The organism is Providencia manganoxydans, from assembly GCF_016618195.1.
Lineage (GTDB): Bacteria > Pseudomonadota > Gammaproteobacteria > Enterobacterales > Enterobacteriaceae > Providencia > Providencia manganoxydans.
This window is the reverse complement of record NZ_CP067099.1, coordinates 3,299,940-3,326,101: the sequence shown is the minus strand read 5'-3', so window position 1 is coordinate 3,326,101 and position 26,162 is coordinate 3,299,940. Positions and strand designations below refer to the sequence as shown.

Annotated in this window: 32 protein-coding genes and 4 pseudogenes; 15 read left to right on the top strand and 21 right to left on the bottom strand. The window is 38.6% G+C overall.

Going from position 1 to position 26,162, the window contains the following annotated elements:
• Nucleotides 1-13: 13 nt before the first annotated feature.
• Both pnuC and aroG read left to right on the top strand, forming a co-directional pair.
• The gene (gene pnuC, locus JI723_RS15095; RefSeq protein ID WP_070925018.1) at nucleotides 14-739 is read left to right on the top strand and encodes a nicotinamide riboside transporter PnuC; all 726 of its coding nucleotides are present in this window, start codon (nucleotides 14-16) and stop codon (nucleotides 737-739) included.
• A gap of 362 nt (nucleotides 740-1,101) precedes the next feature.
• A complete protein-coding gene (gene aroG, locus JI723_RS15090) occupies nucleotides 1,102-2,157 on the top strand; it encodes a 3-deoxy-7-phosphoheptulonate synthase AroG (RefSeq protein ID WP_140180671.1) in 1,056 nt (351 codons plus the stop codon).
• A 48-nt stretch (nucleotides 2,158-2,205) separates the two neighbouring features.
• On the opposite strand, the gene JI723_RS15085 is transcribed toward aroG, so the two are convergent.
• Nucleotides 2,206-2,961: a hypothetical protein gene (locus tag JI723_RS15085; protein ID WP_070925016.1), complete on the bottom strand. Its 756-nt coding sequence runs from the start codon at nucleotides 2,959-2,961 to the stop codon at nucleotides 2,206-2,208.
• Between the two features lie 343 nt (nucleotides 2,962-3,304).
• Between JI723_RS15085 and JI723_RS15080 the strand changes: the two genes are divergently transcribed.
• The gene (locus JI723_RS15080) at nucleotides 3,305-3,991 is read left to right on the top strand and encodes an outer membrane protein (protein ID WP_070925105.1); all 687 of its coding nucleotides are present in this window, start codon (nucleotides 3,305-3,307) and stop codon (nucleotides 3,989-3,991) included.
• A 102-nt stretch (nucleotides 3,992-4,093) separates the two neighbouring features.
• On the opposite strand, the gene JI723_RS15075 is transcribed toward JI723_RS15080, so the two are convergent.
• Both JI723_RS15075 and JI723_RS15070 read right to left on the bottom strand, forming a co-directional pair.
• A complete protein-coding gene (locus JI723_RS15075; RefSeq protein WP_410003655.1) occupies nucleotides 4,094-4,870 on the bottom strand; it encodes an FCD domain-containing protein in 777 nt (258 codons plus the stop codon).
• A 153-nt stretch (nucleotides 4,871-5,023) separates the two neighbouring features.
• Nucleotides 5,024-6,319, bottom strand: coding sequence for an MFS transporter (locus tag JI723_RS15070; protein WP_272581352.1), 1,296 nt, complete (start codon nucleotides 6,317-6,319; stop codon nucleotides 5,024-5,026).
• A gap of 384 nt (nucleotides 6,320-6,703) precedes the next feature.
• Between JI723_RS15070 and uxuA the strand changes: the two genes are divergently transcribed.
• The 3 genes from uxuA to uxaC all read left to right on the top strand — a co-directional run bounded on the left by uxuA (nucleotide 6,704) and on the right by uxaC (nucleotide 10,848).
• The gene (gene uxuA, locus JI723_RS15065; RefSeq protein WP_272581353.1) at nucleotides 6,704-7,891 is read left to right on the top strand and encodes a mannonate dehydratase; all 1,188 of its coding nucleotides are present in this window, start codon (nucleotides 6,704-6,706) and stop codon (nucleotides 7,889-7,891) included.
• Nucleotides 7,892-7,955: 64 nt separating this feature from the next.
• Nucleotides 7,956-9,422 carry a fructuronate reductase gene (locus tag JI723_RS15060; protein ID WP_272581354.1) on the top strand — a complete coding sequence of 489 codons (1,467 nt, stop codon included), beginning with the start codon at nucleotides 7,956-7,958 and terminating at the stop codon, nucleotides 9,420-9,422.
• A gap of 13 nt (nucleotides 9,423-9,435) precedes the next feature.
• Nucleotides 9,436-10,848 carry a glucuronate isomerase gene (gene uxaC, locus JI723_RS15055; protein WP_337979541.1) on the top strand — a complete coding sequence of 471 codons (1,413 nt, stop codon included), beginning with the start codon at nucleotides 9,436-9,438 and terminating at the stop codon, nucleotides 10,846-10,848.
• Nucleotides 10,849-11,009: 161 nt separating this feature from the next.
• Here uxaC and gpmA read toward each other — a convergent pair whose 3' ends face one another.
• From gpmA to JI723_RS14970, 18 genes and pseudogenes are all read right to left on the bottom strand, one after another.
• Entirely contained in the window at nucleotides 11,010-11,762 is a 753-nt protein-coding gene (gpmA, locus tag JI723_RS15050) for a 2,3-diphosphoglycerate-dependent phosphoglycerate mutase (protein WP_272581356.1), read from the bottom strand.
• Nucleotides 11,763-11,954: 192 nt separating this feature from the next.
• On the bottom strand, nucleotides 11,955-12,785 hold the full coding sequence (locus JI723_RS15045) for a CPBP family intramembrane glutamic endopeptidase (RefSeq protein ID WP_319068692.1): 831 nt from the start codon (nucleotides 12,783-12,785) through the stop codon (nucleotides 11,955-11,957).
• Between the two features lie 204 nt (nucleotides 12,786-12,989).
• A complete protein-coding gene (gene modF, locus JI723_RS15040) occupies nucleotides 12,990-14,462 on the bottom strand; it encodes a molybdate ABC transporter ATP-binding protein ModF (protein WP_319068693.1) in 1,473 nt (490 codons plus the stop codon).
• A gap of 159 nt (nucleotides 14,463-14,621) precedes the next feature.
• Complete coding sequence (gene modE, locus JI723_RS15035; protein ID WP_272581359.1) at nucleotides 14,622-15,407, bottom strand: molybdenum-dependent transcriptional regulator; 786 nt, start codon at nucleotides 15,405-15,407, stop codon at nucleotides 14,622-14,624.
• A 57-nt stretch (nucleotides 15,408-15,464) separates the two neighbouring features.
• Nucleotides 15,465-16,529 carry a tyrosine-type recombinase/integrase gene (locus JI723_RS15030; protein WP_272581360.1) on the bottom strand — a complete coding sequence of 355 codons (1,065 nt, stop codon included), beginning with the start codon at nucleotides 16,527-16,529 and terminating at the stop codon, nucleotides 15,465-15,467.
• Nucleotides 16,486-16,743 carry an excisionase gene (locus tag JI723_RS15025; RefSeq protein WP_337979540.1) on the bottom strand — a complete coding sequence of 86 codons (258 nt, stop codon included), beginning with the start codon at nucleotides 16,741-16,743 and terminating at the stop codon, nucleotides 16,486-16,488. The genes JI723_RS15030 and JI723_RS15025 overlap by 44 nt, the downstream gene beginning before the upstream one ends.
• Nucleotides 16,744-16,944, bottom strand: coding sequence for a TraR/DksA C4-type zinc finger protein (locus tag JI723_RS15020; RefSeq protein ID WP_272581362.1), 201 nt, complete (start codon nucleotides 16,942-16,944; stop codon nucleotides 16,744-16,746).
• Between the two features lie 363 nt (nucleotides 16,945-17,307).
• Nucleotides 17,308-17,514, bottom strand: coding sequence for a hypothetical protein (locus JI723_RS15015; RefSeq protein ID WP_272581364.1), 207 nt, complete (start codon nucleotides 17,512-17,514; stop codon nucleotides 17,308-17,310).
• Nucleotides 17,511-17,846: a phage protein NinX family protein gene (locus tag JI723_RS15010; protein WP_272581365.1), complete on the bottom strand. Its 336-nt coding sequence runs from the start codon at nucleotides 17,844-17,846 to the stop codon at nucleotides 17,511-17,513. The genes JI723_RS15015 and JI723_RS15010 overlap by 4 nt, the downstream gene beginning before the upstream one ends.
• Complete coding sequence (locus JI723_RS15005) at nucleotides 17,839-18,078, bottom strand: hypothetical protein (protein ID WP_272581366.1); 240 nt, start codon at nucleotides 18,076-18,078, stop codon at nucleotides 17,839-17,841. Before JI723_RS15005 ends, JI723_RS15010 begins: the two co-directional genes overlap by 8 nt.
• Complete coding sequence (locus tag JI723_RS15000; RefSeq protein WP_272581367.1) at nucleotides 18,071-18,235, bottom strand: hypothetical protein; 165 nt, start codon at nucleotides 18,233-18,235, stop codon at nucleotides 18,071-18,073. Before JI723_RS15000 ends, JI723_RS15005 begins: the two co-directional genes overlap by 8 nt.
• A complete protein-coding gene (locus JI723_RS19950) occupies nucleotides 18,232-18,396 on the bottom strand; it encodes a DUF7301 family protein (protein WP_420704857.1) in 165 nt (54 codons plus the stop codon). The genes JI723_RS15000 and JI723_RS19950 overlap by 4 nt, the downstream gene beginning before the upstream one ends.
• A 175-nt stretch (nucleotides 18,397-18,571) precedes the next feature.
• On the bottom strand, nucleotides 18,572-18,853 hold the full coding sequence (locus JI723_RS14995) for a phiTE_015 family protein (RefSeq protein ID WP_272581368.1): 282 nt from the start codon (nucleotides 18,851-18,853) through the stop codon (nucleotides 18,572-18,574).
• 614 nt (nucleotides 18,854-19,467) lie between these two features.
• A pseudogene (locus tag JI723_RS19945) lies at nucleotides 19,468-19,923 on the bottom strand (ASCH domain-containing protein).
• Between the two features lie 2 nt (nucleotides 19,924-19,925).
• Nucleotides 19,926-20,123, bottom strand: coding sequence for a hypothetical protein (locus JI723_RS14985; protein ID WP_272581369.1), 198 nt, complete (start codon nucleotides 20,121-20,123; stop codon nucleotides 19,926-19,928).
• A gap of 36 nt (nucleotides 20,124-20,159) precedes the next feature.
• Nucleotides 20,160-20,321 carry a hook protein gene (locus JI723_RS14980; RefSeq protein WP_154622819.1) on the bottom strand — a complete coding sequence of 54 codons (162 nt, stop codon included), beginning with the start codon at nucleotides 20,319-20,321 and terminating at the stop codon, nucleotides 20,160-20,162.
• Between the two features lie 45 nt (nucleotides 20,322-20,366).
• The gene (locus JI723_RS14975; protein WP_337979539.1) at nucleotides 20,367-20,645 is read right to left on the bottom strand and encodes a hypothetical protein; all 279 of its coding nucleotides are present in this window, start codon (nucleotides 20,643-20,645) and stop codon (nucleotides 20,367-20,369) included.
• Between the two features lie 35 nt (nucleotides 20,646-20,680).
• The gene (locus JI723_RS14970) at nucleotides 20,681-20,812 is read right to left on the bottom strand and encodes a hypothetical protein (RefSeq protein ID WP_404826961.1); all 132 of its coding nucleotides are present in this window, start codon (nucleotides 20,810-20,812) and stop codon (nucleotides 20,681-20,683) included.
• Nucleotides 20,813-20,845: 33 nt separating this feature from the next.
• On the opposite strand from JI723_RS14970, the pseudogene JI723_RS14965 reads away from it, so the two are divergent.
• The 9 genes and pseudogenes from JI723_RS14965 to JI723_RS14925 all read left to right on the top strand — a co-directional run.
• A pseudogene (locus JI723_RS14965) lies at nucleotides 20,846-21,019 on the top strand (antiterminator Q family protein); the annotation flags it as partial.
• Nucleotides 21,020-21,496: 477 nt separating this feature from the next.
• Nucleotides 21,497-22,492, top strand: coding sequence for a YbgA family protein (locus tag JI723_RS14960; protein WP_272581373.1), 996 nt, complete (start codon nucleotides 21,497-21,499; stop codon nucleotides 22,490-22,492).
• Between the two features lie 256 nt (nucleotides 22,493-22,748).
• Nucleotides 22,749-23,063 (top strand): phage holin family protein, encoded by a 315-nt coding sequence (locus JI723_RS14955; RefSeq protein WP_272581371.1) that lies wholly within the window; start codon nucleotides 22,749-22,751, stop codon nucleotides 23,061-23,063.
• Complete coding sequence (locus tag JI723_RS14950; protein ID WP_070929129.1) at nucleotides 23,056-23,484, top strand: structural protein; 429 nt, start codon at nucleotides 23,056-23,058, stop codon at nucleotides 23,482-23,484. Before JI723_RS14955 ends, JI723_RS14950 begins: the two co-directional genes overlap by 8 nt.
• Nucleotides 23,481-23,933, top strand: coding sequence for a lysis protein (locus tag JI723_RS14945; RefSeq protein WP_319068706.1), 453 nt, complete (start codon nucleotides 23,481-23,483; stop codon nucleotides 23,931-23,933). The genes JI723_RS14950 and JI723_RS14945 overlap by 4 nt, the downstream gene beginning before the upstream one ends.
• A 174-nt stretch (nucleotides 23,934-24,107) precedes the next feature.
• Nucleotides 24,108-24,623 (top strand): lipocalin family protein, encoded by a 516-nt coding sequence (locus JI723_RS14940; RefSeq protein WP_140180788.1) that lies wholly within the window; start codon nucleotides 24,108-24,110, stop codon nucleotides 24,621-24,623.
• A 77-nt stretch (nucleotides 24,624-24,700) separates the two neighbouring features.
• Nucleotides 24,701-24,835 (top strand): hypothetical protein, encoded by a 135-nt coding sequence (locus JI723_RS14935; protein WP_319068709.1) that lies wholly within the window; start codon nucleotides 24,701-24,703, stop codon nucleotides 24,833-24,835.
• Between the two features lie 10 nt (nucleotides 24,836-24,845).
• Nucleotides 24,846-25,411 (top strand): annotated as a pseudogene (locus tag JI723_RS14930) (terminase small subunit).
• Nucleotides 25,408-25,767 (top strand): annotated as a pseudogene (locus tag JI723_RS14925) (terminase); the annotation flags it as partial. The pseudogenes JI723_RS14930 and JI723_RS14925, both read left to right, overlap by 4 nt.
• Between the last annotated feature and the right edge of the window lie 395 nt (nucleotides 25,768-26,162).

Sequence of the window (26,162 nt, the reverse complement as noted above, 5' to 3'; positions counted from 1 at the left end):
TAAGGATCTTGGGATGGATTTCTTTAGCACAAGTAATATTTTAGTGAATATTCCTTTGTGGAATAGTATTTATGAGCTGTCATACATAGAAGCCGTTGGCACGGTAGCTGGTTTACTGTGTATTTTACTCGCGAGTTTTGAAAAAACGATTAACTATTTGTTTGGTTTAATCAACGTCACTTTATTTGGGGTGATTTTTTTCCAAATTCAGTTATATGCTAACTTACTTTTGCAAGTGTTCTTCTTTATTGCCAACATTTATGGTTGGTATGCATGGAGTCGCGTTGATAGCAGTCAACAGACTGAATTGAAGATCCGCTGGTTAAGTTTTCCAAAAGCGGCAATCACGTTAGTTATTTCTGTGTTAGTCATTACTTACTTAACTTTCAATATTGATATGGTATTTGGTGTGTTAGCGGCATGGGCAGTTGAAGTGTTAAATCTGTTTGGCGCCAATTTACAAATGCCAGTGTTGGAACCAGATGCATTTCCTTTCTGGGATTCCACTATGACGGTGTTGTCAGTTGTGGCGATGATTTTAATGACAAGAAAATACGTTGAAAATTGGCTGCTATGGGTCGTGATTAATGTCATTAGCATTGTGGTGTTCTATAAGCAGGGGGTCTATGCCATGTCGTTAGAATATTTAATTTTGCTGGGTATTGCATTAAATGGCTCAAGATTATGGATCAAATCAGCCAAACAAAACGGCTCTTCACCACTATCGAGTGCGTTGTGACAAAAATTAATCATAAAATGGTGAAAGTAACATTGTCGTAGTTTTGCCATTTTTGTTTATTTTTACTCTGAAATTTCTCTCTAATATGGGGCTATTGCGCAGCTTAATCGCCTTTAGCCTCATTTTATAATTCTAGCGCCTAAAAGTGATAATTTACTAGCTCGTTTAGCTGTTTACAGAAGAGAGCTGAACGGTTAGATTAAAATTTCGATACCTGCTGTCTTTCAAATCGCAGTATTGTCAGTGGTAAGAAGATCATTTCAACTCGCTCTTCACTTCAATGTAAGTGCTTACCATCGGCTGTTTATAAGGTATGTAAATCATCAATATAGAAAACAAAATAACCACTGGATTAAAAGAGTATGAACTATCAGAACGATGACGTCAGAATTAAACAAATAAAAGAATTATTGCCACCTATCGCATTATTAGAAAAATTTCCTGCGACAGACAAAGCGGCGTTTACCGTTCATGAAGCACGTCTTGCCATCCACAATATCTTGTCAGGTGAAGATGATCGCCTAGTGGTGGTAATTGGCCCCTGTTCTATCCATGATACTAAAGCGGCATTAGAATATGCTCAGCGCCTAAATAAACTGCGTGAAGAGCTAAAAGGTTCACTTGAAATTGTGATGCGTGTTTATTTTGAAAAACCACGTACCACAGTCGGTTGGAAAGGGTTAATTAACGATCCGCATATGGATAATAGTTTCAATATCAATGATGGTTTACGTATTGCTCGTGAGCTACTCGTGACCATCAATGATCAAGGTTTGCCAACAGCAGGTGAATTCCTTGATATGATCAGCCCTCAATATGTTGCCGATTTAATGAGTTGGGGAGCGATAGGGGCGCGTACCACAGAATCTCAGGTTCACCGTGAGCTAGCATCAGGTTTATCTTGCCCTGTTGGCTTCAAAAATGGTACGGATGGCACCATCAAGATTGCAATCGATGCAATTAATTCAGCTCGTTCGCCACACTGTTTTTTATCGGTGACTAAATGGGGGCATTCCGCAATAGTGAATACTGGCGGTAACCCTGATTGTCACATTATTTTACGTGGTGGTAAGGAACCAAACTACAGTGCCGAACATGTTAAAGCGGTGCGTGAAGGCTTAGTAAATGCAGGGCTGACTCCAAGTATTATGATCGATTTCAGCCACGCAAATAGCAGCAAAAAGTTTGAAAAGCAAATGATCGTTGCAGATGATGTGAGTGAGCAGTTACGCCAAGGTGATCGTTCTATCACAGGAGTGATGATTGAAAGTCATCTTGTTGAGGGCAATCAAAGTTTAGAATCTGGTGAGCCTTTGGTGTACGGAAAGAGTGTGACTGATGCATGCATTGGTTGGGACGACACCGAAAAAGTATTGCGTCAGTTATCTGATGCCGTGATTGCTCGTCGTCAAAAATAACGGGTATTTGAGTGAAGCCAGTATGATAGGCCATACTGGCTTTTTATCTTAATGAGGGACTCTTTCTAGTACAGCGGCTAGTTTAGTTTTATCCTCTTCAGCTAAATTCTGTAGTGATATTGAGAGGGGGATCAGCTGCTGATTTACTGGCGCGTTTTCAATTCTTGCTTGGAATAGCACATTATTTTTTTCATTTCTTAAATACGTCACATCTTTTAATGGGATGCGATAGCAAAAAGCAAACAGACTTGGCCTGATATAAACATGTTCTCCTTTGATGGCTAAATAAGGAGTACCATTAATGCGTTTTCCTAAAACAAATAAAATGATCGCCAACACTAATAAAAACATTCCCAAGCTTTGACTCAACACGATAAATATCACGCTGATTAAGCCAAGAGCAATCGCTCTGATACTGTTATGGCGATTATTAAAGGTTAATTTGGTTTCGAAATCGACATTGATAGTGGGATCAAAGGTTTCAAGTTGATGGAAACGCCAGCGAATTGCAGAAAAAATCATTCCGCATAAAAAGACGATCGTGATAGGCATTAATGCCAAGCTACTCATTAACGCGACAGCAATCGCGACCCTTGGTTTATAGCTCATGATCATCATGCTGATCAACTGAATAGGGAAACTCACGCAGGCGATAATCATTAGCACCTTCATCAGTTGCGCATTTTGTGCGCCATTAGAGCCATCAATAATTAATTCGCCCGTTTGTATCATATACAATAATGTTCCGAGTAGGGCGGTATTAAGTACTAAGCCCACCCAAACATAAAGATTGAATTTACTCATATATTTCTCGATTAGTCCGTTATTACAACGAATTGTGCCACAAAAATATAGGCTGTCGAGTGCTATCATGACAAATTAAAATGTTTCTAGTTAACAAAATATAAAAGTGGGGGAATGCTATTCGATTTGGGTTGTTTATTGAACATAAAATAAATTCAGATTTATCTTAGTTGTTTATATTCTGCATTTACTCGAATTTTTGGTTTGTTTGCCCTTTTTACCTAGAGTTTTAGTTCTACTTATTCAATAAAAATGAACGAATCATTCAAAAATAAGTACTTTCTTTAATTTGCTTTAAGTCAAATAATTGCGTTTCGTTACTATAACTAAATGGGATTATATGATGAAGAAATTACAACTTGCATCTCTGTCACTGGCCTTATTGGCTACATTAGGAACTGCTTCTGCATCAACGAGTAATGAAGGATATTATGGCTCTGCTCGCGTTGCTAAAGTTTGGCAAAAAGCAGATAGCATGGATACCAGTAGCCGCCCAGGTATTGGCCAATTTGTCTCAGGTGATGATAAGGATGATTTCTATAATGCATCCCTTGCGGCTGGTTATCAGTATGGTAACGGATGGCGAACTGAGGCTGAATATACTTTTAATAAGAAAGCAGAATATACTAGTGGTTCAACAGCTTTTCCAACCAGCTTTAATCATCACAAAACGGAAGCACAGCGCCTGATGTTAAATGCTTATCGCGATTATGAAATTTACCAAGGTATTTCCGTTTATGGTACTGTAGGTATTGGTATTGCAAAAGTGAAATCATCAGGATGGCAAGGAAATCGCTCTCGCCAATATGCAAGCAATACTGATACTAATTTGGCGTACTCTCTTGGTGCAGGTGTCAGTTATGAGCCTATTGATAAACTGAATTTTGATTTAGGTTACCGCTATGTCGATTTAGGTAAGATTGAGAGTGGTATGAATCGATTTGGTAATGCGAGAGGGTTGCAAGATGAGCAAATGAAAGCACATCTTAAATCACAAGAGCTAGTGCTCGGGGTGAGATATTTGTTTTAAGTTTTAGTCTGATTCATTGGTTATGTCGTAAAAAAGGGGAAGCCAAATGGTTTACCCCTTATATCTATTTGAAATAGATTAATCCGATCGCGATTTTTCCATTTAGTTACGAATAAAGTCAACAGGATAAGAGTTAAATAGATATCCATCAAAATTAGGATCGTCGACATCAGAAAGTTCTAACAATCTCTGTTTCACGTTTTCAAGGTGTTGCCACATTGCTGATTTTGCAGCAACGGGATCCTTTTTAATCATTGCCGCTAGAATGACTTCATGATCCGACATCCACTCTTTTCTGTAGTCTTTATCGATGATCCGCGAATGCAATTTAAGCCACATAGGGTTGTTTTCGCGCCATTCCCATGATTGCTTCAGAAGTTCGACTAACATACTGTTGTGTGTTGCTTGTGCTATAGCGAGGTGAAACTCACGATCACCCGTTTCATCTTCTCCCGTTTTTAGCTCATTTTTTTCTCTTTGCAGTGCTTTTCTCATATTCGCAATATCTACGGGTGTAACCTGTGTTGCTGCAAACTCTGCAATATTACTTTCTAATAGCTGTCTCGCTTGAAGTAATTCAAAAGGTCCTGCGGCGTTCAATGCCGAATCATCGGCTCTATCCTCCTCATCAGCTGTTCCCTTGCATTGAGGCAGTGCGATGACATAAACCCCTGAGCCTTTTCGTACCTCAATAAGATTTTCAATTTCCAACATAATTAATGCTTCGCGTACAACAGCTCGAGAAACATCTAGCATTTCAGCAATTTCTCGTTCTGGTGGAAGTTTGTCACCAATTGCGTAGCTCATATTGGCGATCATTTGGCGTAAAGCATGGCCGACTTGCTGATAGGGGCGTTTATATTCAGTAAACTGTGTCATTAGATTAATCATCAATTAATACTTAACTTTTATTGCTTTTAGTTTAACAGATATTGGTCGACCAAAAATAGCTCATATCAAATAATAGTAAAAAAAATAAATGAAAAGACGCGAGAAGCGAAATTTGGCGTCTTTTCAAATAATTTGAGCTAATTATGATGTTGCTAATAAACTATCTTCATCATGCTTAGTCTCTTCGGGGTCTTTGTTCTCTTTGATGAGGATCCACAAAACCGCTGCGCCAATCAAATCAAAGGCCGCTAAAGCGACAAAGAAGGGACCAAAACCGATAATGCCGACAAAAGCACCGATAAATAAATTAAAGATTAACTGACCCGTCCAAGCACATGCGCCTGCCATACCAACGGCTGTTGCAACTTCATTCTTTTTAAATAAATCAGCGCTTAATGTGGCTGCAACTGTTGATAATAACTGGTGGGAGAATCCACCAATACTAATCAGTAAAACGGCGATATAAGGGTTTTCAACAATACTGACTAAGCCAATTGTCGTCATTAAAATAGCGCCAATGGTGAAAGTAATACGACGTGAATTGATTAATGAAATACCACGATCATTTAAGAACTTGGCAACAAAGCCGCTTGCTAAGCAACCTAAATCTGCCATTAAGAACGGTAACCAAACAAACATAGCGATTTCTTTAAGGCTAAAATTTAGGGTTTCCACAAAGAAAATAGGGACCCAGAAGTTGATCGTTCCCCAAGCTGGATCAGCAAGAAAACGAGAGATACCAATTCCCCAGAAATTACGTTGTTTCAAAATATTTTTGATAGAAGTAGATTCTTTTTTAGATGATTGAAGGTGTTTTTCTTGTCCATCTTCGATATAGGCGCGTTCTTCATCTGATAATCTTTTGGCATCTTTTGGATCTTTATATAAGAAAAACCAAAAAAATGCGGCAATAATTGCTAATATGCCCGCGATGATGAATGCAAATTCCCAGCTATGAAATAAGATAGCCCAAGCAATTAATGGTGGTGCTAACATCGCACCAAACGACGTTCCCATATTAAAGACACCCGTAGCAATGCCTCGTTCTTTAGCTGGAAACCAAGTCGATGCTGTTTTAACACCAGCAGGAATGACGGACGCTTCACTGAATCCCATGATCCCGCGCATAAAAGCTAAACCTTGCCATGAACCTGTCAATGCGTGTCCCATGGTGGCTAAGCCCCAAATTAATGCACAAATAAAGAACCCTAATTTCAAACCGATAGTATCAATAAAGAAACCCATAATCGGTTGACCAATTGTGTAGGCGAACTGGAATGCACTCACAATCCATGAGTATTGTTCTTTTGTGATCCCTGTTGTTTCCATGATAGTAGGAGCGGCAACACCAAGTGCTGTTCTATCTAAGTAGTTAATTATGGTAATAAAGCAAACCAAAAGAATGATGTACCATCGATAATGTTTTAACTTTTTCATAATCAGCCTTTTACGTTTTATATTTTTCTAGTAATCCTGAATGAATAAATGGTTAATCCTGTTAAAATAAATATTGGTCAACCAATGAGGAAAATAGTTTAAAATCGGTAAATCTTCTATTTTGCTGTTCTGGATTCTGCATAAAATAAAGGCTTTATTTTGTGAGTTGTCTCTTACTTTTGTATTGGGCGACCAAAATTAGTATATATTTGTGATTTGGTTAACCAAAATAGCTAACCTTTATAGATCTTGAGCCAACATCGTGACACAATTTTTATTAAATAAGTTAAATGACGACCAGTTCTAAAATACGGCATAGCAAATCGGTAAAAAGAACTTATTAGTCGATTAGGCAGCATTAGTGACATATAAACGAGGTTAAGTATGAAACAAACTTGGCGTTGGTACGGACCAGATGATTCGGTTTCTCTATCTGATATTCGTCAGGCTGGTGCAACAGGGGTTGTCACGGCGCTTCATCATATTCCAAACGGAGAAGTCTGGAGTGTTGACGAAATACAAAAACGCAAAGATTTAATTGAAGCTAATCAATTAGAGTGGGCAGTTGTGGAAAGTATCCCTATTCATGAAGATATCAAAACACAAACAGGTGACTATGATAGATTGATAGCAAATTACCAACAATCGATGCGTAACCTTGCTAGCTGTGGGATCCGTACTGTCTGTTATAATTTTATGCCAATACTTGATTGGACTCGTACTGACTTAGAATATGAGCTTCCAGATGGCTCAAAAGCGTTGCGTTTTGATCAAATTGCTTTTGCTGTATTTGATATTTATTTATTACAGCGAGACAACGCACAACAAGATTATTCTGCTGAAGAACAAATTCAGGCAAAACAACGTTTTGAATTAATGAGCAATGAAGAGAAGCAAAAGCTTGTTAATAATATTATCGCTGGCTTACCCGGTGCAGAAGAAAAATATACCCTTGAACAATTTCGTCAGCACTTAAAACGTTACGCAAATATTGATAGAAATAAATTACGTGAACATTTTGCTTATTTCTTAAAGAAAATCATTCCAGTTGCAGAAGAGATAGGCATGAAAATGGCCGTTCACCCTGATGATCCACCTCGTCCAATTTTAGGTTTACCTCGTATCGTTTCAACGATTGAAGATATGCAGTGGATAGCAGACACTGTGGACAGTGATGCGAACGGCTACACAATGTGTACAGGTTCATATGGGGTAAGAGCTGATAACGATTTAGTGAATATGATCCGTGTATTTGGCTCGCGTATTTATTTTCTGCATTTGCGTTCAACATTACGAGAAGAAAATCCAAATACATTTCATGAAGCCGCGCATTTAGCCGGCGATGTTGATATGTATAAGGTCATTTGTGCAGTTGCAGAAGAAGAACATCGCCGCTTGCAAAACGATTCAGGCGAATTAATTCCGATGCGTCCAGATCATGGGCACCAAATTCTTGATGATTTAAAGAAAAAAACAAATCCGGGTTACTCTGCGATCGGTCGTCTAAAAGGACTTGCAGAACTAAGAGGATTAGAATTAGGGATTCATCGCGCATTCTATCCAAAAAAATAATCTCTTACAGTTGGCTTTGACAGGCGGTCAAAGACTATTAACTGCCTGTCAACAGGGGATCATCATGGACAAAAATATCGTTACTGCAACAATTAATGCACGCCGCCCAAACTGGACAACAGATCGTCTCACCACCCGCATCGTACATATTGGTTGTGGCGCTTTTCATCGTGCTCACCAAGCTCTCTATACTCATCACGTATTAGAAAAAACAGACAGTGATTGGGGCTACTGTGAAGTCAATTTAATGTCTAAACATGGTGCTGATTTGATAAAAAAGCTAAAACAACAATCCATGTTGTATACGGTAGCGGAAAAGGCTGAAACGCATACAGAATTAAAAATTATTGGCTCGATGAAAGAAGCCATGCACTCACTTATTGATGGTGTTGATGCCATTATTGAAAAAATGGCTTCGCCTTCTGTTAGCATTGTTTCTCTGACTATCACTGAAAAAGGTTATTGTGTCGATCCTGCAACAGGAAAATTAGATAAAAATAATCCACTTATTCAACAAGATTTAGCAACACCAAATCAGCCTACATCGGCAATTGGGTATATTACTGCGGCATTAAAACGAAGAGCGGAACGCAAGTTGCCGCCATTTACCGTTCTTTCTTGTGATAACGTTCGTGAAAACGGCCATGTAGCGCGGGAAGCGGTTTTAGGGTTAGCGAAATTACAACATGCTGAATTGGCTGAGTGGATAGAAGCTAATGTGACATTTCCCTGCGCAATGGTTGACCGCATCGCTCCTGCTGCAACAGCAGAAACTTTGGCTGAAATCGCGGAGCTTTTAGGCGTTAAGGATGATTGCGCTATTGCGTGCGAACCTTTTCGTCAATGGGTGATTGAAGATAACTTTGTGAATGGTCGGCCTGAATGGAATTGTGCAGGTGCGCAATTTGTTGAAGATGTTGTTCCATTCGAATTGATGAAATTAAGAATGCTAAATGGTAGTCACTCTTTCTTAGCCTACCTTGGTTACTTAGGTGGATATGCACATATTGCTGATACTATGGCTAACCCCGATTATCGCCGTGCTGCTCAGGCATTAATGTTGGATGAGCAAGCACCGACCCTCATTATGCCTGAAGAGGTTAACTTAAAAGCTTATGCTAATAGTTTAATTGATCGCTTTACGAATCCGTCGTTGAAACATCAAACATGGCAAATCGCGATGGACGGTAGTCAAAAACTTCCACAGCGTTTATTAGATCCCATAGCGTGGCATATCGAAAACCAATCGAGTTATCGCCATTTAGCATTGGGTATTGCAGGTTGGATGCGTTATGTCGCGGGTGTAGATGAGCAGGGGAAAAAAATTGATGTACGTGACCCTCTTGTTGATACTTTTGCCGCAATTTATGCAAAGCATGGTTTAGCAGTTTCTGTTGTCGATGATTTGCTTGCTATTGATGCCATTTTCGGTATTGAGCTCCCTCAAAATCCACATTTTGTGGCGACGATTAAATTAGCCTATCAACAAATACTCGATCTTGGCGTGCGCCAAGCCGTTGCGCAGCTTTAAATTGGATACTGATATGAAAACATTTCTTTGTGAAGATTTTTTGCTCAATAATGAAGTTGCCCGTCGTCTCTATCATGATTATGCCGCGGCAATGCCAATTTATGATTATCACTGCCACTTGAACCCTCGTGAGATTGCAGAAAACCGCCAGTTTGAGAATCTCGGGCAAATTTGGTTAGAAGGCGATCATTATAAATGGCGTGGCATGCGCTCAGCAGGGATCCCTGAGTCTCTCATTACTGGTCGTGAAACAAGCGATTACGAAAAATATCAAGCTTGGGCAAAAACGGTTCCTATGACGTTAGGCAATCCGTTATACCATTGGACGCATTTGGAGCTGCGCCGCCCGTTTGGCATTACTGGCACGCTTTTTTCCCCTGATACCTCGGAAGCTATTTGGCATATGGCGAACGAAAAATTGGCTCAACCCCAATGGTCAGCTCGTGGAATTATGCAGCAAATGAATGTTCATATGGTAGGTACAACCGATGATCCAATCGATTCATTAGAATATCATCAACAAATTGCGCAAGATGATACTTTCAATATTAAAGTTCGACCAAGTTGGCGCCCAGATAGAGCGTTTAAAATTGAGCTTGATGGTTTTGTGGATTATATCAATAAATTAGGACAAACAGCAGATATTGAAATTAGTCGTTTTAGTGATTTATTAGCAGCTTTAGGTGCACGCCTAAACCACTTTGATAAGCATGGTTGTATCGCCTCTGATCACGGTATAGAAGTGCTACGTTATGCACCAATTCCAGAGGAAAAGGTCTTAGACACAATTCTACAAAATAGGCTTAATGGAAAACCTCTTGATGAGTTATCTATTGCTCAATTTTCCACCGCTGTACTTGTTTGGTTAGGTAAACAATACGCAAAAAGAAATTGGGCAATGCAATTACATATTGGTGCACTACGAAATAATAATAGTCGCATGTTTGCATTATTAGGCGCAGACAGTGGCTTTGACTCAATTGGTGATAACCCTATTGCTTACCCGCTCTCTCGTTTACTCGATGAAATGGATAAAAGTAATGAGTTACCAAGAACGATCCTATATTGTTTAAATCCACGTGATAACGCGGTATTAGCCACGATGATCGGTAATTTCCAAGGTGGCGGTATCGCAGGCAAGATCCAGTTTGGTTCGGGCTGGTGGTTCAACGATCAAAAAGATGGCATGTTAGGTCAGCTTGAACAGCTTTCACAGCTGGGTTTATTAAGTCAATTTATTGGTATGTTGACTGACTCACGCAGCTTCCTGTCTTATACTCGTCATGAATATTTCCGTCGTATTTTATGCAATATGTTAGGTACATGGGCAGTAAATGGTGAAGTGCCTAATGATGAAGAGATGTTAGGTCAGCTTGTGCAAGATATCTGCTTTAATAATGCAGTTAATTATTTTTCAGATAAATGAATTTAAGAACACTTTGTTATTCAGCCTGATACGTATCTGTGTCAGGCTTTTTACTATCAGTCTGTAACCCTCTCTTTAAAAGAGGCTGATTGACTGTTTATTTCAAAAACCTTAACGACTGCCGCCAAACAGAATACGTTTGTCAGCAGTCTGGGCTAAAATTATTTAGCTTTACCTTGGTTCGCTACCGCCGCTTGTTTTGCAGCGATTTCGTCTTGGTTACCCAAATAGTAGTGTTTGATTGGTTTCATGTTTTCGTCGAACTCATAAACCAATGGCACTGCGGTTGGGATGTTCAGATTAAGAATTTCTTCTTCGCCCATGTTATCCAAATATTTAACCAAAGCACGCAGTGAGTTACCGTGAGCTGCGATAATGATTTTCTCGCCAGCTTCAACACGTGGCTTGATTTCTTGTTCCCAATAAGGAACAACACGCTCGATAGTGGTTGCTAAGCTTTCAGTCACTGGCAGTTCTGCGCTAGACAGTTTTGCATAGCGCGGATCATGGCCTGGGAAGCGTTCATCATCTTTAGTCAGCTCTGGTGGGGTGATAGCAAAACCACGACGCCACAGTTTAACTTGCTCATCACCATATTTTGCTGCTGTTTCTGATTTGTCTAGGCCCTGTAGTGCACCGTAGTGACGTTCATTCAGTTTCCAGCTTTTTTCAACAGGCAGCCATTGCTGATCGACCTGATCAAGGATGTTCCATAAGGTATGGATCGCACGCTTTAGCACTGAGGTATATGCGAAATCAAAGACAAAGCCTTCATCTTTCAGCAGCTGACCTGCAATTTTTGCTTCTTCGCGGCCTTTGTCTGACAGCTCAACATCAGTCCAGCCAGTGAAACGGTTCTCTTTGTTCCACTCACTTTCACCGTGTCTTACCAAAACCAGTTTAGTTACAGCCATAGCTTAAACTCCTATCAGTACATTCAAATTAAAATGAATCATTGCTGACTTACATTATAGGGATAGTGAATCCGAACGCTAGTCACAACTGATGTTTTACCCAAACCAAATCAAAAAAGTGATGATAAGTGAGCTAACTGGATAAAAATTTCGCTTATGAAGTGGAAAAACACCTTCTAATTTGCTTGTTTTTTATCCAGTAAACATTTTTACTGGGTAAGTGAAAAATAACAGATGTACTAGATTTAACCCGAAGTGAAACGATACAGCAAGCCATAATTTTCCACTCCACATCCATGCCAACCCATAAATGATACCTGCGAGGGTAGCAAACAGCATCAGTAAAGGACCTCCGGCAAAATGTGCGCCACCAAATAACAAGGCACTAATCATAAGTGCAAGGTAAGGGGAGTTGAGCCATTGGGTGAGTCTTTGCTGTAAATAACCACGGAAAAGCGCTTCTTCAGCAAGTGACACAAATAACAGGTTACAGATGATAAAAATGGGGAGCCAATTAGGAAAATGTTTTTCAAAACCTAGCCCACCAGCAAGGGTGGCAATAACGAGTAACACAGGCACTGCTACGATTAATAGCCACCATTGCCATGGTTGTGCTGTTTTGACGGCTTTTGTGGTGAAAAGACTTGGTAGGCAAAGTAACAGAATAAATGGCATCAATGCCTTATCAAAATTAAAATACATGGTAAAGGGTAAGCTTTGCTCACCTACGGTGACCCTATCAAGGTATTTTAAATTATTGAAACCAGAAAAAGCATGAATAAACAGGCCAATTGCGCAAGCGATAAGGATAATTTCACTGACAATTTTGATGGCTAAATGATGTTGAAAGCGCCAACGTATCACGCCAACTGCACTAATGGCGACTAATAGCCACATGGCTTGCCAACCTAAAACATGGGTATACAGTGCAATACCAGTAGCCAATAACAGTAAAAATATTGCTGTTAATCGATGAGTTGCGAGTGTAGCAAGCGAAGCTGCTAAAACAAACCAGCAGGTCATAGTGAACCTCAAAAAATTTTAAAATCTATTTGAATTATTGAAGGTGGCACATTCTAATGATTTAGTTACATTTTCCGAGATAAAAATAGAGAAAATAGTTATTATATGAAAATAAGATAATAATATTATACAGTTATATATTGTATCGATAGATAATCAATAGATTAACTATGGCCGAACTGTCTGCGGCCATAGCTGGTGGGGTCATCGGGTTTCTTCTATTTCGTAACGATATTGACCGTTATCAGGAACAAATTTTAAACGATGAGTAATGCAAGCTGGCGCATCTTCTTGGTGATGGGTGACGAATAATAGTTGCGTAGTGCCTTGACTGAGCATGATATCAATAAAGCGTAATACCAACAGGCGATTTAAACCATCAAGCCCTTGTAGTGGTTCATCTAAAATCAGCACAGCAGGGTGTTTAACCAGTGCACGCGCAATCAATACTAATCGCTGTTGTCCCCATGATAAGCTATGAAAAGGCAGTTGAGCCGTTTGTTTGCTAAAACCGAGCAGAGCAAGCCATTGATAAGCTAATTGTACTTGTCTATCTGACGGGGTTTGATATAAGCCAATAGAATCATGGAATCCTGAAATAATCACATTTAATACACTGGTTGCGACACGGTACTCTTGATGAATACTGTTGCTGACATAGCCAATGTGACGTTTGATATCCCAAATGGTTTCTCCGGTTCCTCGGCGACGGCCAAATAACGTCAAATCATTGCTGTAACCTTGAGGGTGGTCCCCTGTAATTAAACTGAGTAGCGTTGATTTTCCTGCACCATTTTCACCAATAATTTGCCAGTGCTCATGAGGGTTAACTTGCCAGTTCAAGCCGTGCAAGATGGGCTTATCATTATAACTGACTACACCATTATTTAAGATCACGCGGGGAATATCATCAGATAAAGTAACTTGCGCGGTGGGATCTTCCACTTCTGGAATAGTTAAATGTTTAAGGTTTTCACTATGCTGTAGCTGGCTAATTAGTGTGTTAGCAAGTACTGACTCACGGGTTCCAGATAATGTAAGTTTACAGTCAGCTACCACACCCATATTTTCAATAAAGTCAGGTAACTCATCGAATCGATTGAGTATAAGTACAATCGTGAGCCCTTTTTCAGACAAATTGGACAATAGCTCACTGAGGTTATTTCTGGAAAAAACATCAAGGCCATCAAAAGGCTCATCAAGGATCAATAAATCAGGTTGCCCCATTAGTGTCTGGCACAGTAAAACTTTACGCGTTTCTCCTGTGGATAGGTATTTAAAGCGTCGTGAAAGCAGGTCGCTGATGCCAAATTTACTGGCGAGCTCTAAACAATATTCATTGTCTTTATGGTTTAGTTGAATAATTTCAGCTGCGGTATATCCGGTATCTTCTTCGTTTTCACTGAGCAAATCGGTGTTATTACGTTGCCACTCATCATTAATAATTTTTTGCAGTTGCTCGAAAGATAGGCGTATAGGCGATAGAAAACTGTTTTCCACAATACCAGATAAGGGATTGAGTTCACCCGTTAATGCTTTCGCCAGTGAAGATTTTCCACTGCCATTGGCACCAATAAAAGCCCAGCTTTCATGTTGATTAATGAGCAAATCTGGAATGTCGAGAGTTTGTGAGTCACTTAGCCTAAAGCTACTATGATGCAGGGTGATTGATGCCATATTACTTCCTTTATTCTCTTTTTATCATTCGTTATTTACCTATCTGTCTTCTCCACAAATAATCAGGATTGCCGATAAAGTCAATAACTCAAGGGAGGAAAGGCACAAAAAAGAAGCAAGCACTTACCTATTTAAAGTAAATAAGTAAGTGTGAAAGGATTAACACAGCGTGGCGATGATCACTTGATCGGCATTAAATAGAGCTGTCACGCTATCATTAAGCTTAAGTTGTTGGTTATCGACTTCTTGGTTGTTGAGCGTTGAGCACAGTGTTTCTCCTCCTGAGAGCGTAATAAGTACCTCACTATTTTCTTTACCACGTTCAAGAGTCGTTATTTTACCGTTTAAGGCATTATCGAATTCATTAGCGAGAGTCGGCTGTTTGCTCAGTTTCACCCAAGGAGCTTTAATTAAAGCGAGTACTTCCTTACCTTCAGTCAACCCTAAACGGTTGGCACTTTGCTCGGTTAACGCGGCGTTGATTACGGTTTTATTATCCGCCAATAACACGCTGACATGCTGCTGGACTTGGTTATGATCACGCGCAATTAAACGACCAAAAAATTGGTTACGGGCACTCGTTTGTAATGAAAAACGTGAAATTGCAGCCAATAGGCTATCGAGAGGTAAACTGTCGTCTTTCAGCACATCAAACGCTTTTTGTTGAATTTGGGCAAGTAGGTCATAAAGTTGCAGTAGCCTTTCACCATAGTGGGTGAGTGTTGTACCACCACCACCTTTACCTCCGGTCGCTCTATCTACTAAAATATCGTCAGCAAGTTGATTCATTTCGTTGATAGCATCCCATGCACTTTTATAGCTGATCCCAGCAAGTTTTGCTCCTTGGCTAATCGAACCAGTCGCTTGGATTTGCTTTAGTAATGAAATTCGGCGAGGATCAGCAAATAAATTTCCTTGTAGTTTTAGTGTTAGTAAAATATCCATAAATAAACCTTTTAAATATCAACTTGTTATATGGAGCCTTTCCAAAATCACTCAATATTATTCCGAAATGTAATTCCAGTCATTTGAGCGCTCATCTTGGTAAACAGCGGTCATTTTCATGCTCTTGTGCCCTAGTAGCGCTTTCGCAAACTCACTGTTTTTTTCTTCAGAGTATATCCTAGCTGACAGACTTCTTATCTCATGAAAGGACGGAGGGGTCTTATCAGGCCATTTTAACCCTGAATTATCCCTTGCTGAGCTAAACCTCCTGAATAGTGTCATATAAGGGAGGTTGTTTTTCTTTTCGTTTATGAATAGATACTCAGTTTTATTGTCTAGCACTGGGGATATCAGTACATCATTGACAGATTTTCTTAATTTTAGCATGGATAAAGTAAGAGGAATTGCTATTTTTATCCCTGTTTTTTCTTGAGTAATAAACAATCTACCATCTTTTATATCACTTCGTTTAATTTTTAACACATCACCAGCTCTCTGACCAGTAAGAAGCGCCAAATCCATTAACAGCGGATAGAAATCACCAAAAGCAGATATTTCTTTTTTTATTGATTCATAGTCAGAAAATGACATCCTTGAGCGTGATACTTGCACTTTTGGAGGCTTTGTGTGCTCCGCTGGATTATCTTTTAAAATTCCTTTTATTATCGCTTCCCTAAATAGGTCAATCGAAGTTGTACGCACTTGAGCAGCCATGGATATTTTACCTGTTTTTGATATTTCATTTATCAATTGAGATATTAATTGAGGTGTAACTAGGGATATACTTATGTTCGGAATATATTCTTTTATTGAATTTAGCTTACTTATATATGATTTATATGTTTTAGGCTTCAAATCTCTATTTTTTAATATTTCTTGATACTCTGAAATCCACTGATACAACATAACTCCAGAGTCAGCCATTCTTTCTACTAAACTTGGCTTTATCTTTTCTGATAATATTTGATAATTAGCCGAGATAGCCTCATTAACTGCCTCGGCTTTATTTCTGCCTATGCCGTACTCAATTCCAGTTTCAGGATTCCTGTAACTATAATAACCTTTCCGGCAATATAAATTAGGTGGTAAGTGTGCGTTTTTGGGGCTTCTGTTTCTTGCCATCTGTCTCAATCCTTTTTAACAGTTTGCAGTTATTATTTAATAGAATGCTTGGGGTAAGCTTTTCGTAGTTTGTTATTTTTTCTGCGGATGGGTGTATTAAATATTGATACCCGTCAAATGTTGGTGCAGGGTATATTTTCCCTGAGTTTATCCATCGTCTAACTGTTTCATCACTTCTTCTGTGTTTTTTTGCGAATTCTCTGACTGTTTGCATTTATACACCTCCATTCTTTCTTTTATATTTTTCATAATCATCTCCACAATCTTTACTGCAATATGCGCTATTTGGTGCTGCTGGTATTTCTTCGCACCAGATGCACATTCCGTTATATGATTTGATTGCTACCTTGCGATTTGATAATGCGGCTTTAATATGTAATTGCTCTAGTTCGTTTGCTGAGTCGATAATATCCATTTTAAATTACCTTCTTCTTTAATCATTAAATAGCACTCTAGAACAGCTCTAGATATATCTGCACTTTCTGCTATTAACTTCTCATGAATAGCTAGCGGTGATAGATTTACTGAATCTCTCCATTGAATGTTAATTTTAAATTTTCTAATTATGTGAAATATTATTTTATCCTCAAAATAATCACGATCAATTTTAGTTATTGCTTCATTTCTTTTATATGTAATATCGTAATTATTATTTATCCATCTCACAGAGTGACGAGTGAACTCAAGATTAAACTCGCCATTGCAAACGTAATAGTTATGCACCAATTGATTAATCTGTCAATCATTTAGTTTGCTATATTCATTCATTTTCCATGTCCTATCCATGATTAATATTAAAAGGCATGCCTTCGGCTTTCATTGGTTGCAAATCTGCAAAGTCACATTTCACCAATCGACCTTCGAATTCGGTAGCCATCATCAATGCTTGCTTTGTTTGCAGTAAAACATATTGTTTTGGTAATGCTATTTGATAAGTAACACCATCAATTAATACTAGCGTTGTCATTGCTTGAACTTGTTTCATTGATTATTCTCCACATCCTTCATTAACAAGAATAAAATCATAGCAGCACGACAGTAATTTTTATCAGTACATTCAAGCTCACCATAATCTGTATTACTATCACGAGCAGCCCATTCGATATTATCACTAACAAAATACATGCTTATTCTGTAACCTATAATGATAGGCATTGCATCATTGTATTTATTGCACGGGTCGAACCTACAAGTTCCAAAGCACCCAACAGCATTTTCGGTTTTTTTATTAATAACATACCAATCCCCAGCAGGAAGTGTATATTCTGCAACTTTTTTATTAATCTCGAAGTCAGATAGTTCGGTGTATTTATTCATCTCTCAGCACCTCAACTAACTCATCTAAATCCATAGATATTCTCATGAATGTTTTATCGCATAGTGGATGTAGTTCATCTTCAAACCTTTGCAGGTCGAACGTTATCTTTCCTTTAATATGCTCGATGCTACTGTGGTGATAATAACAATAACGCACTCGAACGCTGATGCCAGCTACAATCATGCAGTCGTTCGGCTTTACATTCTCAGCCTTTACTGTGTATTTATTCATTGATTAACTCCAAATCTTCCTCATGCCACCATGATGTTTGACCGTCTTCCTCCTCGACCAAGTAGGGAATAGCGGAATCTTCGTCATCAACATAATAAATGGTTGCTATAATATGCCACGGTTTAATATAAACTTTATCGCCGACTTTAAATTTCATATCTCACCCATTTCTACTCTTGCCAATTTATTTAACACTCTATCTCTCCTATATTTAGGAACTTTAGGCTCATTCTTCTTATTTCCATGCCTACCGCTGAAATAGTAATTAACGATTATTCTGCAATGTTCGTTGTAACTAGCCTCTATTAGCTCATCCATCGTTGATAATTTTCTCACCGAATACCTCTCCACAAACTATCTCAACATCCCGCACCTGCATTATTTGCCACGCACGGCTCTCGCATTCTTGCTGTGTGTATATTTGCTCTGTAACAGGCACAGCAGAACCCTGTATTAGCATGAGTAATACATATCCGATTATTTGCATGGTTATTTAATCTAATTTATATAGAGGAATTACTTTATTATATTGCTGCTTGGAAGAGGTTATTGCATCGCTATTTTCTGATAATGAATTCAATCCATCTTCCGATATATAACCAACAGGCTCCAAACTATTAATTAAACTCTCGCGTGATGCTTGCCATGCCACCCATGCTTTTCTTGTTCCATCATAGAAATACCCTCCGCTTTCATCTTTGTGCAGCGGGTATTTCTGCTCATGACTATGATTATTGAAGTACCAATATTCAAATTTCTGCCTTGATTTATCCATGCTTACTCCTGAATTTTAGGTATAAAAAACCCTGCTAGTGCAGGGTTACTTATATATAATGTTAGTTGCTTTTCTTGAGGCTCTATCTATTACTCGACCATAGCAATACAATAGAAGAATAAGTAATAAAAATGACGCCATAGCTATATATTCATTAAAGTAAGATATCAGAAAAAGAACCCCTAGTGCTGGTGATAAAAATGAAATTAATTTCATGGCTGCAAAAAATCTATATTTAAAAACTATTAATAACTGTGTTTTATCATGCTCGCTATTTAATGCTAAGTACAAGTAAAATAATGAAAATGAATTTATTACGATAGATATCGAAAATGATAGCATCGATAAAAATAACTCTATAAAAGCTAGGTTATTAATTGATTTCAAATTTACGCTAAGCATTCCAATGAAAAATGTAACTGATATAAGCGTTAATGACGCTGAGGATATAAAGTGAAAGTTGTAATCTTTATTTCTATATTTATCATCTGACAGCGATGTAATATTTAATCCTTTATGAGTTGAACTTGAAGAGAATAACATTCGATAAAATTTTCTACATTTAATTTTCATAATCAAATAGATGCCAAGTTAAAATATGAGGCATTACTTTACTAACTTACAACTACAAACTCAATCACCCACGCCCATTCGTTATTAATCCAGCTATCAGTTCCGTATATTGCATTCCACATCAAAGCAAACTCAGATGAGTAAGCGCTTAGCTTCCCATCGAACCCTTCAGCTTTAGCATCGCTTTCACTGATATCATTTACTTGCTGCAACCAAACATCAGTAATCTCAATTTTCCCTTTGATATTACCGTTTTTATCCGCAACGTTGATGATGTCGCCAATCTCACCATACGGGCAATCAACATCAACAAACCCATGCCTCCACGCTGCACATACTTGCTCGGATAGTGAATAGCCTTCTTGCCATGCACCAAGAGTTCGTAACTCCTCTTATGTTACCCTTGGCTGTGGCTCAATTCGTCTGCGCGTCTGCGTTTTACTGCCATCCATGACAGCCGCTAACATTGCATCGTTAAACTTGATTCTGTCTTTCATATTCATTCCTCTTCATTGCATCCCTGCGATAAATTACTGTTAATAATAAACTCAGCATCCCTGATTGTTCTGAATAATCCCGCCTCGTAACCGCAATGAGGGCATTGAATAATGAAACCGTGATATCCCTCTGCTGATGTACCGGCTATTATTTTTGTTTCCTCTCCACAGTCATGGCATTTATACTCTTTATCTGTCATGCTTATTTCCTTATTGCATCCCTGCGAGTTAAATTATTACGTTGGGTTTACTAGCTCATACGCATCATTAACGTGGTCTTGCTCTATTGCATAATAAGTACCGCTTCCATCAAATTCACATTCTTCACAGTTGCGGTATATATCAGTGATGGCTTGTTTTAACTTTGTGTTTTCTTCTTGTAACTGTTCAATAGTCATATCTATCTCCTGTTTGCATCCTTGCAAATATTCCATGTAATTAAATTACATAATTAATAAGCCATTTCTTATGTGTATATCATCAGGGCTTACACCTAGCTCTTCTGAAATTTCATCTTTCAGGGTGCGAAATCTTAATTGGAAGTCGGGTTGAAGCATCTCATGAATAAAAAGCTCCTTCCCAATAAAACTAAATTCACCGCTTAAATATGATCCGTGCTGCGTATATTCATCATCTAGCAAATCATCTATTTCATCATCATCAATTGTTACGCTATCAATATCTGTTCCGATAATTATCTTTGGTACATAGTCAATACTCATGGTTATATCCTTTGGTTAAATAACATAGGGAAGGGTCAGAATGGTATATCTGAATCACTGAAGTCCATCGGTGGCTCATTCTGCGGCGCTTGTTGCTGCGGTTGTTGCGGCTGTCCCCATCCACTTTGTTGTTGTGTTGACTGTGGTTTCTTGTCTAGAAACTTCACGATTCCATCCATGCCTACAGTGACCTCAGTCGAATACTCGATTATTATCTGTTTGGCATGACATTCATTCAGTTGGCTAAAAAGCACAAATGTTCTGATGGACATATTGGGAAAAAGCTACAAAAAGCAGAGGGGCAAATCGACGGAATGTTGATGTGGCTAGATATAACTTTGGAGATGGATAAATACGTAGAAAAAATCCATTGAAATACTTTACGTACGTAAAATAGCTGATATTGTGATAAGAGTGACAACAACGTCAGCAGCTTATAGAGCCTCACTTCGGTGGGGTTTTTTGCTTTCTAGGCAATGAAAACTCTATTTGCTAGCTTCTATCTTGCACATAGCGGCATTAGAGTAAGTAGGGTTTTCATTGTGGAGAATGCCAAGGCTGATTGGCTAACTTGCATGGGTTATCTGTATTTATCAGAATAGAAGTACACACGCCATGGAGAACCTGAATGCATATACTCTCAGCGTATGCCTCCACAATACCATTTCGAACAACACAGTATTCCAAAAATTATTCCAAGGACTGGCCATTGAGTGTTTTTTGTCTAATTTATTATAATGTGTAGCGGTGATTTATAGGGCTAGTAATAAAGTTCAATGTTACTAATATGAGCTCAGTATTATTATATGTTAACTTAGTCGTATAAGTGATTTTATATAAAGGTGGCAATGATGGCTAATGTTTTTTCATCTAAAGATATGAGTAACGCTTCAGATAAAAAAATTGCTGTAGGTATTAGCTCATGTTTATTGGGTGATAGTGTCAGATTTGATGGTGGTCATAAACGTTTCCATTTTGCTGTAGACGAGTTATCCGATTATTTCGAATACAAACAAGCATGCCCTGAGATGGCGATTGGTTTACCGACACCTAGACCTGCATTAAGGTTAGTTAAATCTAAAGAAAATAACCTTAGACTCAAATTCAGTGATGGTCGCGATGGCGATTTAACTAACGAAATGGTACTATTTTCGACTGCTTACTTGAATGGTATTTTAAATTTAAGTGGTTATATTGTATGTAAGAACTCACCTAGCTGTGGCTTGGAAAGAGTTCGGGTATATGATCCTGTCGGTAATGGTAATAAAAAATCTGGAATGGGGCTTTTTACTGAACAATTAATAAAGAGAATGCCTTGGCTGCCTGTTGAGGAAGATGGCAGGTTAAGTGATCCTCATATTCGAGAAAATTTTATTATACGGGTATTTGCTCTTCATGAGCTAAATGAACTAAAGAAAAATTCATTTAATCGGCATTCTTTAATCGAGTTTCATGCTCGATATAAGCTCCTTTTACTAGCACATTCGCAACCTCTTTATCGTGAACTTGGTCGTTTTGTTGCTAGTAACAATAAATGGGAATCAATTGACTCTTATTTTGATGAGTACCGAAATAAGTTTATGAATTTATTAAAGCAACAAGCTACAAGGCGTAATCACACCAATGTGCTTATGCATATCCAAGGTTATTTTAAGCGCTATCTTACATCAAACCAAAGACAGGCATTGAGTAAGTTAATTCTTGAATATCGACAAGGAATACAGCCTTTATTAGCACCCTTAACATTAATAATGCACTATTTGTCTGAATATCCTGATGATTATTTAAATAATCAAAAGTATTTTCATCCTTATCCCCAGTCATTGAGATTGAGATATGGACTATGATACTAAAGTAATATTTCAGTATATCAAAGTTGTTCATATGATTAGTTCTTTCAGTCATATGAATGTTGGATCTAAAAGTTATGTTAGCGTATAACTGTTGACATGAAGTAAACCAACTCTATTTTAACAAGCCGCCTAAAGCGGCTTTTTTTCGTATACGCCGCCACAGAATTCTAATCACACACACTTAATTGACGCATAGAAATTGTGCGCGGCTATCTATTAACTTTAATCAGCCCCAAGCTAAGGGGGAGGTATGAAGAAAATGCCTTATAAAGACCCCTTCTGTTATAGCTGGGCGAGAGAGTTATTAATCGTAATCATGACGCTACTAGGCTCTATTGCCAGCTATGCATACAAAATCATCAATGGTGAAAAGTTTAGCCTCTGGATGTTCATTGCTCAGGCTTTGGTATCTGTATTTGCTGGCTCATTCGTTTTTCTTGCTGCGTCATATTTTCAATGGGCTCCTGAATATGCAGGCGGTATAGCTGGCATTGCTGGCTGGTCTGGTGCGGAGTTCGTAAAAACAATTGAGCGTAAATTTAAAAGGAAACTAGGCGATGAGTAATCAGCAGCGAAAAATAGCACGAGGCGAACGCAACAATAACCCCGGCAATATTGACTACAACCCCGCTAACAAATGGCAAGGGCAATTACCTCACGACCCAAGCATTGAATCTCGATTCTGTCGTTTTCAATCCGCTGAGTATGGCATTCGAGCTATCTATAAGTTACTGCAAACTTACCAGCGTAAATATGGGCTGAATTCTGTAGCGGCCATAATAAATAAGTACGCGCCGCCAGTTGAAAACAATACAACGGGTTATATCCGAAGGGCTGCTGATGATATCGGCGTAGCTGTTTTGGATAAAATCGATACCAGCGATAAAAAGACAGGGATTGCATTAGCAAAAGCCATTGTCAGCGTTGAGTTAGGTTATCAGCCATATGGTGAGGCTACATTCGAAAAAGCGTGGAGTTTACTGTGAGTTGGGCTGAAAAAGCGCTAATTGTTATCTTGGCTTCGATGGTAGGCGTTATTTACTTTTTAAGTGACTCGATAAATAGTAAAAACGAGAAAATTAAACAGCTTAATAATGACCTAATAGCACAAGTAGCTATCACGGAAGACTACGAAAAGCGCATCAACTCCCTTCACGAACTCGACACCAAACACACAACGGAACTCACAAATGCAAAAGCTGAAATTGACCAGTTGCGCAGTGATGTTAGTAATGGCACTAAGCGCGTGTACGTCAACGCCAAATGTCCAAAGCCCGAAGCGAATACCTCCGAAAGCGGAAGCAATGAAAGCTCCGCACGACTTAGTGAAGCAGCTGAACAAGATTATTGGCGTCTCAGAGAAATGATGGCTGAGAACGAAAAGCAAACATTGTATTTGCAGAATTACATAAACACGGAATGCCCTGCTAACTAACGGGGATTTTTAATGGCTTCTTCGCAATTAAGTGAGGTGGTATGAAGGCTCACTTACTACACAATAAGCAAGAAGCAGAAAACAAGTTGCAAATCGCACTGGATTACAAGTAGGTCGCTCAGCGGCCTTTTTTATGCGAAAGTATCTCATCAGTGAATTCTGAGTGAGGTTACAATGCAGATAAAGTCAACACTAATGTTTTTAAGTATGCTGCTACTTAACGGTTGCAGTGTTAAAGTGCCAAAAGATATATCACCCGTTAATGATTTTGATTTATCTCGTTATCTAGGGGAGTGGCATGAGGTAGCTAGAATCGATAATCGATTTGAGAAAGGGTTAAACAAGGTCTCCGCTAATTATTCTCTTCGTGATGATGGAGGCGTAAAAGTAGTGAACAGAGGATGGGATTCCAAAAATAAAAAATGGAAGGAAAGTATAGGAAAAGCTTACTTTGTTGAATCCTCGGATACTGGGGCTTTAAAGGTTTCATTCTTTGGGCCCTTTTACGGCGGCTATAATATTATTAAGCTAGATGATAACTATCAGTATTCATTAGTTGTTGGACCTAATAAAGATTATCTATGGATTCTCTCTCGCACGCCAACTATGCCGCCAGAGTTATTAAATGAATATATTAACTTTGCTAGCCATTATGGTTTTGATAGACAAAGAATATTGATATTTCAATAGAGTTAATTTCTTATTTAAAGCTTTAATTAATGAAAATCATATGACCCGCCTAGTGCGGGTTTTTTATTGGGTGGAATATGAGTAGCAAAAACAAGCCACATATCCGGCTAACCCGTCAAGGGTGGAGGGCTAAATTAAGAATGGATAATGCGATAGGTAGAACTCCGCAAGAAGCAGTCAGAAACTTAAATGAGTTTCTATCTCAGCAATAAGGAAGTAATCATGGCACTCACCGATAAACAAGAAATGTTCTGTCGTGAGTACCTCGTTGATTTGAACGCTACACAAGCGGCTATTCGTGCGGGGTACAGCGATAAAACTGCTAACGCACAAGCAAGCCGGCTGTTAGTAAATGTTAACATTCAAAACAAAATTAAAGAACTTAAATCAAATAGGAATGAGCGTGTTGAAATTGACGCTGATTATGTCCTTAAGCGGTTAGTTGAAATCGACCAAATGGATGTGCTGGATATTCTCACTGAGAATGGCGACTTAAAACCCGTCAAGGATTGGCCTAAATCTTGGCGAACCACACTAAGTGGTTTAGATATTATGTCCATTTCTTCGGGTGAAGAAGATACTGAAGCATTGCTTAAGAAATCAAATGGCCTGATAAAGTGAAAAACTTAGAACTATTAGGTAAGCATGTCAAAGTGCAAGCATTTAAAGAGCAAATCGAAGCTAAAGTTAAGAATGAGCATAACATCATGCTGGTTTCATCTTGTGACAATGTGGATGACTGGGAGAAATCGGCACAGCAGCAACAAGGCGAGGTACTCGGTGGATGAAATACAATGTAGTCTGGAAACCTTTGCCCGGCTCTCAATCGTTATCCCTGAGTTGCCCCTGTAATGAAATACTGTATGAAGGTACGCGAGGCCCCGGCAAAACAGCGGCACAACTTGCCCGTTTTAGGCGTAATGTTGGCGTGGGTTATGGCTCATTTTGGCGTGGTGTCATATTTGATACGGAATACAAAAACCTTGGTGACATCATCACGCAATCAAAACGTATGTATCGACTGTTTAAAGACGGCGCTCGCTTTTTAGCATCAGCCTCGGAATTACGTTGGGTATGGCCTACAGGTGAAGAGTTGCTATTTCGTTTTGGTAAAGAAGCGGATGATTATTGGGATTACCATGGGCTATAGCACGGAGAGAAAAACACTGTGACGAACTGTGCCGAAATTGTGATGCAAAAATGAGGGGGGTTCCCCCTCTTTTTCATTCGAAATGGAGGGGTAAGTTATTGATGTATTTAGAGTGAAATGTAGTATTTTGTTGTATAAATGTTAATCTATTTTATTTCTATCTTTTTGATATTTATTGATTTATGTGATTATTGAAATGTTAGTGTTAGTAAGATTTCTGCCTGCATAAATATAACCTTTCCTATTTCATGTTGAGAACGACGTTATCATCAACGAGATGTGATAAAAAAGCACGTTTAGTGTGTCGTTTGAAATGTAATTTGTCTATTATATACGTTATTATTTAACCATGACGTTATTTTCCCTAGCTGAGATAGTTCGGCTAGTAG